This window comes from Polaribacter sp. (assembly GCF_965656025.1).
In the GTDB taxonomy this organism is placed as follows: Bacteria; Bacteroidota; Bacteroidia; order Flavobacteriales; family Flavobacteriaceae; genus Polaribacter.
In genome coordinates this window covers 4453-19377 of the sequence record NZ_CBFHJT010000004.1, presented here as the reverse complement: position 1 = coordinate 19377, position 14925 = coordinate 4453, and the positions used below count along the sequence as shown (strand labels likewise).

11 protein-coding genes are annotated in these 14925 nt (G+C 29.3%); 3 read left to right on the top strand and 8 right to left on the bottom strand.

Annotated elements, in window-relative coordinates:
• A partial coding sequence (locus ACTG3S_RS01305; protein ID WP_439127571.1) for an MG2 domain-containing protein occupies window positions 1-2197 on the bottom strand: 2197 nt, incomplete at its 3' end.
• Window positions 2198-2369: 172 nt separating this feature from the next.
• Here ACTG3S_RS01305 and ACTG3S_RS01300 point away from each other — a divergent pair.
• A complete protein-coding gene (locus ACTG3S_RS01300; protein ID WP_439127570.1) occupies window positions 2370-3722 on the top strand; it encodes a UDP-N-acetylmuramate--L-alanine ligase in 1353 nt (450 codons plus the stop codon).
• Here the strand turns inward: ACTG3S_RS01300 and ACTG3S_RS01295 are convergent.
• The 7 genes from ACTG3S_RS01295 to trkA form a co-directional block, all read right to left on the bottom strand.
• Complete coding sequence (locus tag ACTG3S_RS01295; RefSeq protein WP_439127569.1) at window positions 3706-4818, bottom strand: nucleotidyltransferase domain-containing protein; 1113 nt, start codon at window positions 4816-4818, stop codon at window positions 3706-3708. The genes ACTG3S_RS01300 and ACTG3S_RS01295 overlap by 17 nt on opposite strands.
• Window positions 4808-5947: a hypothetical protein gene (locus ACTG3S_RS01290; RefSeq protein WP_439127568.1), complete on the bottom strand. Its 1140-nt coding sequence runs from the start codon at window positions 5945-5947 to the stop codon at window positions 4808-4810. Before ACTG3S_RS01290 ends, ACTG3S_RS01295 begins: the two co-directional genes overlap by 11 nt.
• Window positions 5948-6035: 88 nt before the next feature.
• Window positions 6036-6212 carry a hypothetical protein gene (locus ACTG3S_RS01285; protein ID WP_439127567.1) on the bottom strand — a complete coding sequence of 59 codons (177 nt, stop codon included), beginning with the start codon at window positions 6210-6212 and terminating at the stop codon, window positions 6036-6038.
• 27 nt (window positions 6213-6239) lie between these two features.
• Window positions 6240-9464: a T9SS type A sorting domain-containing protein gene (locus tag ACTG3S_RS01280; protein WP_439127566.1), complete on the bottom strand. Its 3225-nt coding sequence runs from the start codon at window positions 9462-9464 to the stop codon at window positions 6240-6242.
• Window positions 9465-9613: 149 nt separating this feature from the next.
• A complete protein-coding gene (locus tag ACTG3S_RS01275) occupies window positions 9614-10390 on the bottom strand; it encodes a hypothetical protein (protein WP_439127565.1) in 777 nt (258 codons plus the stop codon).
• Between the two features lie 46 nt (window positions 10391-10436).
• Window positions 10437-11936 (bottom strand): TrkH family potassium uptake protein, encoded by a 1500-nt coding sequence (locus tag ACTG3S_RS01270; protein ID WP_439127564.1) that lies wholly within the window; start codon window positions 11934-11936, stop codon window positions 10437-10439.
• A gap of 1 nt (window position 11937) precedes the next feature.
• Complete coding sequence (trkA, locus tag ACTG3S_RS01265; protein WP_439127563.1) at window positions 11938-13284, bottom strand: Trk system potassium transporter TrkA; 1347 nt, start codon at window positions 13282-13284, stop codon at window positions 11938-11940.
• A 103-nt stretch (window positions 13285-13387) separates the two neighbouring features.
• Between trkA and radC the strand changes: the two genes are divergently transcribed.
• A complete protein-coding gene (radC, locus tag ACTG3S_RS01260) occupies window positions 13388-14083 on the top strand; it encodes a RadC family protein (protein ID WP_439127562.1) in 696 nt (231 codons plus the stop codon).
• A 33-nt stretch (window positions 14084-14116) separates the two neighbouring features.
• Window positions 14117-14925: DUF7033 domain-containing protein (locus tag ACTG3S_RS01255; protein WP_439127561.1), on the top strand; the 809-nt coding region annotated here is incomplete at its 3' end.

Here is a 14925-nt window from a genome sequence, read left to right as displayed (position 1 = left end):
TAGCTCCAGAAAATGCCTTTGCAAAACCATTAACCTTAACAGAATCGTTTAACTGAACACTTTCTGTGATGGGTTTAAACTCTGTTTTAAATTTGGGTCTTTTGTATTCTTCTACTGAAATATAAAAGTCATCGTCAAAATCAAAAGCTACATCGTCATAGAATTTTGAACTAACATATTTTTTATCACTCTCATTAAAAGAGATAGAAAAAAGACCCGTTAAACCATTATTTGGGATGATAAATTCTCCTGAGGCAGAACCAAATTCACTCAATTGTATATCTACATCATCAACAACTTGGTCGTTAACATCTAATAATTCTATCTTAATATATTTGTTTTTGAAGGGTTTTGTTAGGTGGTTATTTTTTTGAATAAAAATGGTTTTAAAATAAACAGTTTGACCTGGCCTATAAATACTTCTATCTGTAAAAATAAATGGTTTAATAATAATTTCATCTTCCTCCTCATTTAGATTACTATCAGTATCTTGTTCGTAGAAATATTGACTGCCAAAAAAAGCAGTATCTTTTTTTGTGGTAACTTCAATATTTACATTTTGATAATATTTTGAAGTTTTAAAAGAAGCAAATCCTTTTCTATCCGTACATAAATTCTTGTTGATGCGTGCTGTTTTATTTTTTGGTGCATTTTGTAAATGAATATTTGCGTTTTTTATGGGTTTGCCATTATTTCTATCTACTATTTGAAAATTATAACTATTGTTAAAAGTGTTTTGTACTAAAGTAAGATTGGTTGCTTGCAACACAGCTGTCCCAAAAAGCTGTTTTTCCTTTAAACCAAATTTGTTTGAAGCCACAATTAAATACATGCCATTTTTAAATTCAGGTGTAAATATTTCTGTGGTGTGACTTAAATAATCCTGCTTATTTGTTAGTTTTTTGTACCATTCTTTTTCTTTTTTCAAAGATTTTAAAAAAGTGATTTTTTTAGTTGGGTTGTATATTTTTTGAAATTCTTTAAGTTCTTTTTTAGATATTTTAAAGGCCCTAAAATAGAGGCTTTCTATATTTTTGTATGTTACTAAAACTCTCGTTTTTTGTTGAATTGGAATGTATTTTTCTGTTTTGATAGATAAAGATTGTTCTGTTATTTTATTCTTTAAAACAAAACATTTTTTTGCACCCAAACTTTTAGGATAATTTTTAAGTATTGTATTGCAAATACTTAATGCTTCCTTGTTTTTTGTGATGTTTTCTTTATCAATTGTAGCTTTTAAATAAAATGATTGTGCAACTTCAAATGCGTACAACCCTACCGATTTGTGGTTTGTATGTATCTGTTGAGTTTTTTGTAAAGTGTTTAAAAATAAACTGTCTTTTTGATTAAAAACCGCATTGTTTTTAACAAACTTCAATCGATCAATATCTATGGCAGCTAGTGCACTTTTATTTTTTTTATTTTGATGAAATTCAATGAGTTTTTGATAAATTTTTAAAGCATTTAATTGAAGCGAGGTACTATCTTTTGAAGCTATTTTTAACTTAGAAAATTCTTTGTAAGATTTTAGAAAATTGGCATCATCAATTTCAAATTTATAACTTGGTTTTGTGATAGACGTTTCTGAGGTCTTATAAAATACTAAAGCATTATTTGCCAAAAAATCGAATAAAGTTGGACTGTAAACTTTAGCATCCTTTTCTAGTTGTAGAATTTCAGAAAACGCACCAATATCTAAAGTGTGCAGTTTTTTATCATTTTGTAAAGAGGCTTTAAAATGAATGTGAATTTCATTAAAAAGTGTTTCTAGATCCCATTTTCTAAAATCGCTAACACTATTTTTACTTTCTATTTTAGTTCTATTGTAAAATTGATATCTATTTTGATTAAAATACTGCCAATATAAATTGGCTAATACGTTTTCTAAAATGTTTTTTGTAGGAAAAGTATTGTTGTTGATTTCTTTTTTAAAATCATTGATAATTTTTAATTGTGGATTTTCTTCAAGAATTAAAGCAAACTTGCTCTTATAAAAAAGCGATTTTATGATTTGTTCGTTATTGTTTTCTGAAGATGCTTTCGTGTAAATAGTATCTACTATTTTTAAAGCAGATTTTGGTAAGTTTTGTACTTCAAGTTTTTCAACTTTGGTCCATAAACCATCGTAATTTTTTTGAGCATTTACAACAGAAGTAAATACAATGGATAGGATTATAAATGTAATTTTATTTTTCATAATAATTTTATTTTATACATACAAAACAACTCTAAATAAAGAATATAAGCAATCTAAATTTAGTAAACGAGTATTTCTTGTAAGTAAAAGCAACTTTTAGTTGAGTTTCGTTCTAAATATAATTAATATTGTAGAGAGCTTTTGTATTTTTACTTTTTTAAAAATTTGATACATGCATATTCATTTTATTGCTATTGGTGGAAGCGCAATGCACAATCTTGCTATAGCTTTACACCAAAAAGGATACCAAGTTGCTGGAAGTGATGATACCATTCACGATCCTTCTAAATCTAGATTAGAAAAATATGGTTTACTGCCTAAAGAATTTGGTTGGTTTCCAGAGAAAATCAACGCTAATATAGATGTTGTTATTTTAGGAATGCATGCTAAAAACGACAATCCTGAATTATTAAAAGCACAAGAATTAGGATTGAAGATTTACTCATATCCAGAATTTTTATACGAACAATCTAAAGACAAAACCAGAGTTGTTATTGGGGGCTCTCATGGAAAAACAACTATAACTTCTATGATTTTACACGTGCTAAATTATCACGAAAAAGAAGTAGATTATATGGTTGGTGCTCAATTAGATGGTTTTGAAACCATGGTGCATTTAACCCAAGAAAATGAATTTATAGTATTAGAAGGAGATGAATATTTGAGTTCACCTATAGATATGCGTCCTAAATTTCATTTATACAAACCCAACATCGCTTTGTTAAGTGGTATTGCTTGGGATCATATCAATGTTTTTCCAACTTTTGAAAACTACACAGAACAGTTTCGGATTTTTACAGATTCTATGGTAAATGGAGGAAGTATGGTTTATAATGAAGAAGATAAAATTGTAAAAGAAGTAGTGGAATCGTCTACAAATCACATAAAAAAATACCCATACCAAACTCCAGAACATTTTATAGAAAACGGAATTACTTTTTTAGAAACAGCAGAAGGAGATTTGCCTTTAGAAATTTTTGGGAATCATAATTTACAAAACTTAGCTGGTGCAAAATGGATTTGTCAACATATGGGTATAGATGAAGATGATTTTTATGAGGCGATAGCTAGTTTTAAAGGAGCAAGTAAACGTTTAGAGAAAATTGCAGAAAATTCATCAACCGTTATTTTTAAAGATTTTGCACACAGTCCTAGTAAAGTAGCAGCTACAGCAAAAGCAGTTAAAGAGCAATATAAAAAAAGAGATGTACTTGCATGTTTAGAGTTGCATACCTATTCTAGCTTAAACGCTGAGTTTTTAGTAGAGTATAAAGGTGTACTGGATTTTGCTGATAAAGCTGTTGTTTTTTACTCGCCACACGCTGTTAAAATTAAACAGTTAGAAGAAGTTACTAAAGAACAAATTGCACAAGCTTTTGAAAGAGAAGACTTAATAATTTACACGAATCCAGAAGAATTTAAAAAATTTCTATTCAATTTAGAGTTAGAAAATAAAGCAGTAGTACTAATGAGTTCTGGTAATTATGGTGGTTTAAATTTTGAGGAGGTTAAGAGTTTGGTTTAGATTTTTTTAACCCTAATTGTATCAGTTTTTCTTGTTGCCATTTTTTATCGGAAACTCTTTTTAGTAACCATGTTCTATAATCTTTATCTAAAAAAGATTTTTTTATAATAGAAAGTCTTTTTTGTAGAAACAGTTTTGTTTTTGTATTCTTTTCAGTTTTTTTACTTTTTACAGGGTTTTCTAAATGATTTAAAAATACAGAAATATATTTTTCTGATTCTTCTGTTTTGTTGTAATTCAAAGAGTTAATTTCTCCAAATGTAGTATAGCATATTGCTAAAAAATTGTTTAAGGGTTCTCTTAAAGTTTCAAAACCTGAAAAAGCATTTTTTGCTATTGTTTTTTTTGATAATAAAAAAACATCATAGGCATTTCTTAGGGCAATATTTTTATAATGCAAACCATCATCATTTATCTGTTTCGCTATTATAGATAAAGATAATTGATTGTCAAAACTCATTACTTGAACACCATTATTATTTTGAACTGTTTTTTTTACAACCTCATAATTAAATTCTTTTGCATATTTTTCAATCAATAACTCCTTATGTATTTCTACTGCAGCAATTCTATTTTCTTTTTGCAACCTATCATAATGCTTAAATTGAGGGAAGCTATAATCATCTTTACTAACCCTATTATAACCATGAAACCCAAACAATTCAATAGTTTGTAAATAATCTTTTTTTGATACGATAAAATCAATATCACCCACCATTCTCTCTGCAATATCATCATACAAACCTTCTAGTAAATTACCTGTACCTTTTAAGAAAATAGGGGAGATGTTGTTTTCTAATAAAAGAGCATTAATTTCTTTGGCTTGCCCAATTATTTGCTCATTTCTTTCACGATTTAAATTAGTAATATGCTTCATATATTCCACCAAATCATTTGGTAAAAATGATAAGAAATTAGCTTTTTTAAGATTGCAATAAAGCGTAGGAAAAACATAATGTTCTGTACTTAGTTTCACAACTGCTTCCCAATCTATATTTTCAGACTTTAATTCGTTTTCAACAATGATTTTATTGTGTTCTTCATGATTTATTGTCAAACATTTACCTACAAAAAAAAGCGTTTCCTTATAAGTCATTTTTAAAGATTTTTGAAACAGTATCAATCATTTTTTTATTGTTAGAATACGTAATTTGATAGCAGTTTATTTGATCAAACCATTCTAAAAACTTTTCTGCATTTTCTTTTAGAGGAGATAGCCAAGAATCTGGAACTAATTCTTGAAAGGCTTCTATTTTTGAAATTTTACCAACTTGTAAATCACTCTCTTTTTGGTATTTGATAAAAACCAAATCATTACAAGGTAAATGAGCATTAAAATTAGTGTTGTTAGGTTTTAAATATCGTACAATTTTATTCAATCTTTTAAAGTGATATTCAGCAGTATTTTCTAATTCAGGGTAGAGTGAAAGCAAAGTTTCGATACTATTTTTTTTAATAGAAATAGATGCAGGAAAACTATACACATGTATGTTTTTAGTATCAATTGGCACAAAATCATCTGCTAAACAGGTGAAACCATTGGCCTGTAATAATGCCAAAGAGGTACTTTTTCCATTACCAGAATCACCTAAAAATAAAATGGTTTTCTCTTGGTTAGAAACGGCAGAAGCATGAAAAACACCCATCCATTCATTTTCTTTTTTCTGATGGATTTTTTGAATTAACTCCATAGAAAATTTTCCTTGAAAAAAATGAATTTCTTTTTTACTCCAAGCACCAATAAAATTTTTGTCTACATAGAAAAAAACATATTTATTGTTTAAAAAAACTATAAATTCATGAGCAATATTTTGAGGATTTTTTACCTCTAAATGCGCAAATTTTGGATGAACTAAATACAACTCGTATTCTGATGAAAAAGCTACTTTAAATACTAAATTATTTAATTTATAATATTTTGTAAACTCAAAGTTATTAGGTTTTTCAATATCTCTATAATCATTTACAAAGCTTGTTTTTTTAGTAGATTTCGGAGCATAAATTTTCTTTTCTAAGTCTAATATAAAGTCTATAGCTTTACCCACAGGAACATCTAACTTTTTAGATAAAGCTGCTGCAATATCTTTTACAGAGATTCCTTTGCTCAATCTTTTTAAAATATCTGCTGTGGTATTTTCTAAAACAAGATATTCATTACTACTCTCAAACCAAGCAATGGTTTTGTCTTCAATTGGTTTATGTAAAAAAGTGGTATTGTATTTCATAAAAAATAAATGTAGGTATTTTTATAGTTTTATAAAACAAAAACGTCTCGAAAATATTCGAGACGTTTTTAATACTTTTTATTCTGTTTTAAAATCCTGTTCCAGGTGCTTCTGGACTTTGCGCTTGCGCTTTTTTCGGATTTAAAATCATATAAGTTCCAAGTGCAGTTAATGCAGCATAATTACCATAGCTACCAATTTTCTTTATCGCATCTTTTCTTGAAATCTCTTCGTTTCTTTGTGTATTATCTATATTTTTTTTCATGATTTGTATCGTTTTAAGATTATTGGCTTATTCTAAAATTATTTTCTTACTCAACGTTCCTGCATCATTTTTTAATTGAACAATATAAATACCTGATGCTAAATTTGGTAAAGAAATGTTTTCAGGACCATTAGCTGTAAACGATTTAGCCAAAACTTGTTTTCCTAGAATGTTGAAAATTTTCACAGAAACTTCTCCACTTTGTAAACCTGCAATTTTAATATTTGTATTATCTGTTTTAAAAATGCTAACACTATTCAAAATTTCTGAAGGTGTACTTAAGACTTTAGAAGCAGTATGCATGTAAAAACGACCAATGCCTTCTAACTTTTCAGAAAGTACTACTTTATAACTGGCATTTTCTTCATTTAGTTTTGTAAATATATTGTTTTGTCTGTCTTCTAAATACACATTTAATCCATCAGGAATATTTAAAGCTTCTGCTGTAAAAGTAATTTCTTTTCCAGAAGGAGCAATTACACCAATTGGAATTACCATATTTTCTAGATTAGAGGTTGGTAATGCTTGTCTCATAAAATCTACTCCTTGACTATCATTTACTAAATGAGAGTAAACACTAAATGCTGTTGAAACACCAGTAAAAGTACCTATATCAAACCTAGGATCTAAACCTTTTGATTTACCTTCTTGGTAAATGATTTTAGTAGATGTATGAGCAGTTCCATCTGTCATTCCTAAACTAATAGCCATCTCGGAAGTACCTTTGTATAAAGTTACACCAGTTTGAGCACTTAACTTAGAGGCGTCAATTGTAAAATTATCAGCAGAAGAATTATCAGCATTTACAAAGAACCCTTGTCCTGGATGGATGTAATCTGTACCTGATAAAGCAGTGTATGCAGATCCGTCCCAAACATAAACCATTTCGTGGGTATCAGTTAAGTTTGCAGCGTTATCAGAAATTAAATCGCTCACTAAAATATAAGAAGTATAAGGATTTCCTTTTAAGTTCCAATTATTCAAATTTTGATCTATGCTGCTTGTTAAATTGTCTGTTTTTATTGTTCCTGAAAAACTGATGTAAGCATTGGTAGTTGCATCTCTTTTAATAGAATAACCTTGTGCAGTTGCAAAAGTTCCTGAGTTAGCTGCATCTGTAGCATAAGTCCAATCTCCATCAGCATCAACACCATTAGAATAGGTGCTAATTGCAATATTTGTTCCTGAACCTGTTGTATCATCGATATCATTATCTGCAATCCAAGTTCCATCATACATGGCTCCAACAACAGGGCTTGATAATAAATGCCAATTGGTGTCATTTGCTGTTACTTGATAAGTTACGTTACCAGATGAAGTACCATTTACAATAAGTGAATTTCCAGAGTTTATAGTTAAACTTCCACCAGAAGCAATACCTAAATCATTTATTTCAGTATTAGCAGACAATGTAAGAGCGTCATAAATGTATGCATCTTTTGTACCTGTTGTAGCATCTAAAGCTACAGAGTTTATCCAGTTACCTCCATTATAAACCAAATATTCTAATTCTCCAGGTGTACCATCGTTAGCTGAACCAGAAATAAAAGTATTTGTAAATATATTTCTATAATCTTTTGAAGAACCAACTCCTGTTAAGGTGTCATCAATTAAAGTACCATCATCTGTATCTGCAGTTCCTCCAACTTTTAAAGCCCATCTTCTACCTGAACCAAAGAATAGGTTGGTGTTTCCACTATTAAAATTAACAGAAACTGGCAATGTAATACCAAATGCAGTATTATAATCAGCTCTATTAGAACCTCGAGAAATAATAATAAAACCAAACGCAGGTATTGTAAGGTCTAAGGATGTATTCGATTCATCTGTACCAAAATCATATACATATTCAACGGTTCCACCAGAAGACATTCTGATAAGTTTACTTGTTGAAAGACTCACACTTTCTGATGAGTTATTGAATAATTCTAAATAATCATTATTAAAACCGACATCAGAATCTAAGACTTCTGTAATAAATACATTGCCTGCAGTTGGCATAGGAGGTATTTCATCATCAATTATTGTTGTAGTATGTGTGGCTTGTGATATTACTAAACCAGTAACAGCGCTTGTTTCTGTAATTGTAAAAATAATCGTTTCATCATCTGTATCTGCATCATCATTAATACTAAATGTTAAATTATCTGTTGTATTTCCTGTAAATGAAAAAGATGTAGGTGATGTGAAAGTATAATCTCCAACTTCTGCAGTACCTCCTGTAACTGTTATATCTATATCTATTTGTGTACCTGAGTAATTAGATACTGAAATTGGGATGTTTGCACTTGTAAAGGTAGCATCCGTTTCATTTTCTGAGCTTGTAGCAGAGTCAAACCCAATATTAGGGGGTGTTTCATCATCAGAAACTGTAACTGTATGTGTACTTTCAGAAATAATTAAACCAGTTACAGCACTTGTTTCTGTTAGTGTTAATATTATAGTTTCGTCATCAAAGTCGTTAGTGTCTGGGTTGATGTCTAAAGAAATATTTTGAGTACCATCTGAAGTAAAAGAAAGGGTTGTTGTATTTAAAGTAAAATCTGCAGGCTCAGCAGTTCCAGAGCTTGCAATACTTACATCTATTTGATTTCCATCGTGGTTTGTTACAGAAACAGGAATTGAAACATTGAATGTAGTATTTGTTTCTGTTTCAGTACTTGTTGCTGTGTCAAAACCAATTATTGGATCTGTAGGTGCTGTACCTTGCACTAAAATATCATCTAATCTATGATATTCTGTACCAGAATTATTATTCATGGTAACTCTTAGTTCTAAAGTAGCACCACTTAATCCAGTTTGAGAAACAGTAGCACTTGTGAAATCATCATTTAATGTGCCATTTGTGGCTGCTGCTGTCCAAGCACCACCATCTATTCTATATTCTGTGTTAAAAATATCAGCAGCTTCCATAGTTCCTGATTCTGCAGCAGATAAACTAAAGGAAACCCCTGTAAAACCATTAATGTTTATTGATGGTGAAAGCCAAATTGAATTTCCATCAATATCTCTTGCTTCAAAAACTTCTGCAGTAACTTTAAACCAGTCAGAAGTTGCTGATAAATCTGCAGCAGATATATCAATTGTCCAATCTACACCAGTTAAATCTGTAGTTGGTGTTGGTCCTACAGCTCCTTTATCGTTTTGATCAGAAAAATTCTCTGAATAAATTGTGGTTTGAGCACCTAAGTTAATTGAAAAAATTGTAAAAAATAAAAGTGTTACAATTTTAAATAAGTTTTTTTTTTTCATATTTAATTGATTTTAATCTGTTAAAGATACAAATAAATATAAAAGATAAAAGTTCAAAAAGCTTATTAACAATAAGATAATATAAGGTTCACTTCACCTTAACAAAAAAATAATTTGATAAAAAAAGTAAGGGTTTTTTCTGAAAACACTTATTTTGTTATAGAAAGAATTTCTTTAAAAAGAAAAATCACTTCGTTTTTTGCTTCCTCAGAATTAATATTTTGATATGTATTAACCACAAGATTATCAAAACTGGTACATTTTTCTCTAAGGTTTTTTTCTGAAGAAATAAACTTATATCCTCTTTCTGTTTTTTCGATAGAGATGTTTTTTCCTAAAGGAATTCTAACTTCACAAGATTCAGTTTTACTATAAATATAATTCTCACTCCAATTTGCATACCATTTATGTTTGTATTTGTTTTCTACTTGAAATATTTCTGTAATTCTATTTAAAATTTCCCCTACACTTTCTTTAATACCTGAGTTATATTTATTTGAATTATCTATAACGTTACTATTAGAGTTTGTATTACCATATTGCTTTAAAATCTCCTGAAATTTTCTTGTAACGGTTGTTAAGTTTTTACTTAACCCCATGCTGTAAGAATCTCTTTTTTTTGCAGATGAGCCAGAAGGTTTTAAACAAGAACCAGAAATACATTTAAAATTTAATGTTTCAGCACTATTATTTTTGGGTTCTATAATGATATCAGAAATTTTTGCGTGGTAAGAGCCAAATTTATCAAAACAAATTATTTCTTTAGATTTATAATCTATAGCCCAAAGTGTTTGAAATTCATTATATAAATTAAATTGTTGGTTAATATATGTTAAGTTGTTAAATATTAGTTCTTTGTCTTGTGCATGATTTTTTGTCGGTAAAAAATATGTTGCAAATACAATTAGTAGTATTAATTTCTTCATCTTTAAAATTTAAAATTGTTAAAAAGGTATTACTAAAATATAAAAATTAGTTTTTGCGCCAAAAAAACGGAGTAAATAAAATTAAAACTGTAAATAACTCTAATCTACCAATTAACATTAAAAAAGAGCAAAACCATTTTGCAGTATCTGTTAAATGGTTAAAATTATCTACAGGACTTACAGAGCCAATTGCTGGTCCAATATTACCTAAAGAAGAGGCTGCTGCACCTAATGCAGACATAAAATCTAACCCAAATAAAGTTAAAACAACTGAGGACATTATAAAAATTAGCATGTAAATAATAAAAAACGATATAATATTAAAAACGATATTTTTATTTACGGTTTGTCCATCATACCTCACAGGTATAATTGCATTTGGGTGTAAGGCTTTTTTAAATTCTAAAAAACTATTTTTTAGCATTACTATATGTCTAACTACTTTTACGCCACCACTTGTAGAGCCAGCAGAACCCCCAGTAAAAAATAAAGCAAAGAAAATACCTGTAGCAAAGAAATTCCACATGGTAAAATCTGCAGACACAAAACCAGTTGTAGTAACTACAGAAGTAACCATAAATAAAGAGTGTCTGATGGCACTTTCTGTTTCTCCTAACACTTTTGGATGTGCTAAAACGCTCTCTAAATTAGGGTCTTGAAAGAAGATAATAATAATTGTTATAATAGTTGAAATACTTAAAATTCCAAATAGATAATATTTAAACTCTTCACTTTTAAACACTTTTTGAACTTTACCTTTTAACGCAAAATAAGTAAGTACAAAGTTGGTACCTGCAATAAACATAAATGCAATAATTATGTATTGTATTAAAGGTTTACCATTGTAAAAAGCGATGCTATCACCTTTGGTAGAAAAACCACCAGTACTCATGGTTGCCATTGCATGATTGATGGCGTCAAACCAATTCATACCCGCAAATTTTAACAATAGAAACTCTAATAAAGTAAGTAAAACGTATATTAAATAGAGCCTTTTAGCTGTATCGGTAATTCTAGGATGTAATTTATCAGCAGATGGTCCTGGTGCTTCTGCCATAAAAAGTTGCATACCACCAATACCTAAAAGCGGTAAAATGGCTATGGTTAAAACAATAATCCCCATTCCACCAATCCAATGTGTTGCGCTTCGCCAAAATAAAATCCCTTTTGGCATATTGTCTATGTCTGTTAAAATAGAAGAACCTGTGGTAGAATAACCAGAAATGGTTTCAAAAAATGCATTCGTAAAACTAGGGATTGCACCAGAAAGTAAATAAGGCAACATTCCTGTAAATGATAATGTTAGCCATCCTAGGGTTACAATTAAATATCCTTCTTTTTTTTGAATGTTTGTACTTGTAGGTTTGTTTGCAAAGTAGAGAATAATACCAATAAAAACAGTAATAATTCCAGCATTTAAAATACCCCATTTTTCGGGTTCATCATTAAAAATACTAAATGGTACAGCTAAAAACATAAACAAACCATTTAAGATGGCTGTAATGCCTAAAAACCTATAAATTATTTTTGTGTTTATAGTGCCCATTTTATCTAAAGAGGCTTTCTACTGTTTCTATAGCTTCTGGTAAACAAAACACAATTACTTTGTCTCCGTCTTGTATTTGCATTCCTCCAAAAGACATTAATGGTTCTCCATTTCTAATAATACCTCCAAAAACAGCTTCTCTTGGTACGTTTAAATCTCGAATAGGTTTTTTAGTAACTTTTGCATTGGGTCTTACCTCAAACTCAAAAACTTCTGCATCTATATTGTGTAAGTTTGCTAAAGCTAATATTTCTCCTTTTCTAATATGTCTAAAAATATTGCTCGCGGCAATTAGTTTTTTGTTAATAAGAGATTCTATACCGATTGTTTGAGAAATATCGATATAGTCCATATTTTCTACAAGTGCAATGGTTTTTTTTACGCCTTTAGACTTGGCCACCAAACAAGACATAATGTTGGTTTCTGAGTTGTTGGTAACCGCAATAAAAGCGTCTGTTTCTCTAATATTTTCTTCTTCTAAAAGTTCTAGGTTTCTACCATCACCATTAATAACCAAAACATTGTCTAAACTTTCTGCTAAATTTTCTGCTTTTTCTTTATTTTTTTCAATTAATTTAACTCTAAAATTATCTTCACAAAGATTTCTTGCTGTTTTTTCGCCAATACTACTACCGCCTAAAATAATTACATTTTTAATATTAAACTGTTTTTTTCCAATGATAGGATACAAATCCTTCATACTATAATTGGGTACAGAAAAATATACTTGGTCATTTAACTGATAGGTTACATCACCTCTAGGAATAATAGTTTGAGCAACATTATCTCTCTTGATGGCAATAGTAATAAAATCTATATTTCTAAACTTTTGTTTTGCCTCTTTTACAGTTAAATCTACTAAAGGAGATTTGTAGGTTAGGGAAGTACCCATTACATTAAAAGTTCCACTTTCAAAAGCAACAGTATCGTTAAATGAAGATTGATTTAAAAGCATCTTTATTTCATTTGCTGCCAGTTCTTGAGGAGAAATCATAAAGTCTAAACCAAATTTTTTAAAGTCTACTTCACACTCATTTAAAAACTCTGGATTGTCTATTCTCGCAATTGTTTTTTTAGCTCCTAAAGATTTACCAATTACAGAAATAGTAAAATTGGTATTCTGACTTTCTGTAACAGCAATTAAAAGATCTGCAGAGTCTACACCAAGTTCTTTTAATAATTTTATAGAAGTAGCATCTCCTTTTTGAGTAATTACATCTAAATGATTATTGATGTAATTTAGTTTGTCGCCATCAAAATCTATAATATATGTATCTTGAGACTCGTAAGAAAGCAGTTTTGCTAAATGAAAACCAACGTCTCCAGCACCAGCAATAATAATCTTCATATTTTAAATATAGAATATTTACTGCAAAGATATAAAGAGTTAAGGAGCTTTAATAAAAAAAAGCAAATTTATGCAATAACTTACTTTTTTGTATTTTTAAAAAATGAAGGAAAAAGAAAAATTTACTATTAAATCTTGGGCTTTAGATGATAGGCCTAGAGAAAAGTTATTAGCAAAAGGCAAAGTAGCTTTGTCTGATGCAGAATTGATTGCTATTTTAATTGGTTCTGGAAATAGAAACGAGAGTGCAGTTGCACTGTCTAAAAGGATTTTAAAGTCTGTAAACAGTAATATTAATGAGTTGGCAAAGTTATCTGTAGAAAATTTAACTACATTTAAAGGTATTGGAGAGGCAAAAGCAATTGCCATAATTACAGCTTTAGAATTGGGTAAAAGAAGGCAGTTAGAAATAGCATTAGAAAGACCAAAAATTGCCAGCAGTAAAAATGTAGCAGAGGTAATGCAACCCATTATTGGCGATTTAGAACATGAAGAGTTTTGGGTGATTTTTTTAAGTAATTCTAATAAAGTTTTAGCTAAAAATCAAGTTAGTAAAGGTGGCTTAACAGCAACCATTGTAGATGTTAGATTGTTGTTTAAAAGAGCCTTAGAATTAGCTTCTGTAGCCATTATTGTTTGTCATAATCATCCTTCAGGAAAACTACAGCCAAGTACAGCAGATAAAAATTTAACAGAAAAAATAAAACAAGCTGGCACTACTTTAGATATTAAACTTCTAGATCATTTAATAATTACCGAAAAAGCGTATTTTAGCTTTGCAGATGAAGGGATTCTTTAATAATTATTAAAATACTAACCTGCAATTTATAGAATGATATTAGTTTACACACATAAAATTACACCCAGAGTTCGTTATATATTTAAACATATTTTAACTAGAACATTACAAATACCTGTTAGTTTTACCACTAAAGTGGATGAATTTGTGGCCCACAATGGTCCAAAGTTAACCTACACAAAATCACCTTTAAGTAATGAGTTTTTTATAAAAAGTAACGACTTGTTATTTGAACAAGGTGTAAACGATTTAGAAATAAATGTACAAAACTGGGAAGATGTACCTTGTTTTTTTGCAACAGGAAATAAGTCTGCCATTCCTTTTGATATTTTTGCGGCTAGTTTTTACTTAATTTCTAGATACGAAGAATATTTACCTCATGTGAAAGATAAGCATGGTCGCTTTACTGCAGAAGAAAGCTTAGCATACAATAATAATTTTTTAGAAAAGCCAGTTGTAGATATTTGGGCTTATAAATTATTAAAAGCATTAAGAGAAAAGTTTCCAGACTATGAAGTTGAAAATAGAAAATATACCTTTATTTCTACGATTGATATAGACAATGCGTTTGCATATAAGCATAAAAGTTTAATACGTACAACAGGTGCTTTTTTAAACGATTTTTTTAAATTACGATTGCTTAGTGTTTGGTACAGGTTCGCAGTTTTAGTAAATATTAAAAAAGATCCTTTCGATAATTTTGATACCATTTTAAATATAAAAAAAAATAAAAAAGTTCGTACTATTTTCTTTTGCTCTGTGGGTAATTATACCACTTTTGACACCAATGTTTCTGCCGCTAAAAACAAATACAAGCTACTGATAAAAGATTTGGTAGATTA

What these genes read in the sequence shown, in the direction of transcription:
- radC (WP_439127562.1), top strand. Translation starts at nt 13,388, where the DNA reads ATGAAGGAAAAAGAAAAATTTACTATTAAATCTTGGGCTTTAGATGAT.
- ACTG3S_RS01285 (WP_439127567.1), bottom strand. Translation starts at nt 6,212, where the DNA reads ATGAAAAAAAATATAGATAATACACAAAGAAACGAAGAGATTTCAAGA.
- ACTG3S_RS01295 (WP_439127569.1), bottom strand. Translation starts at nt 4,818, where the DNA reads ATGACTTATAAGGAAACGCTTTTTTTTGTAGGTAAATGTTTGACAATA.
- trkA (WP_439127563.1), bottom strand. Translation starts at nt 13,284, where the DNA reads ATGAAGATTATTATTGCTGGTGCTGGAGACGTTGGTTTTCATTTAGCA.
- ACTG3S_RS01300 (WP_439127570.1), top strand. Translation starts at nt 2,370, where the DNA reads ATGCATATTCATTTTATTGCTATTGGTGGAAGCGCAATGCACAATCTT.
- ACTG3S_RS01270 (WP_439127564.1), bottom strand. Translation starts at nt 11,936, where the DNA reads ATGGGCACTATAAACACAAAAATAATTTATAGGTTTTTAGGCATTACA.
- ACTG3S_RS01275 (WP_439127565.1), bottom strand. Translation starts at nt 10,390, where the DNA reads ATGAAGAAATTAATACTACTAATTGTATTTGCAACATATTTTTTACCG.
- ACTG3S_RS01280 (WP_439127566.1), bottom strand. Translation starts at nt 9,464, where the DNA reads ATGAAAAAAAAAAACTTATTTAAAATTGTAACACTTTTATTTTTTACA.
- ACTG3S_RS01290 (WP_439127568.1), bottom strand. Translation starts at nt 5,947, where the DNA reads ATGAAATACAATACCACTTTTTTACATAAACCAATTGAAGACAAAACC.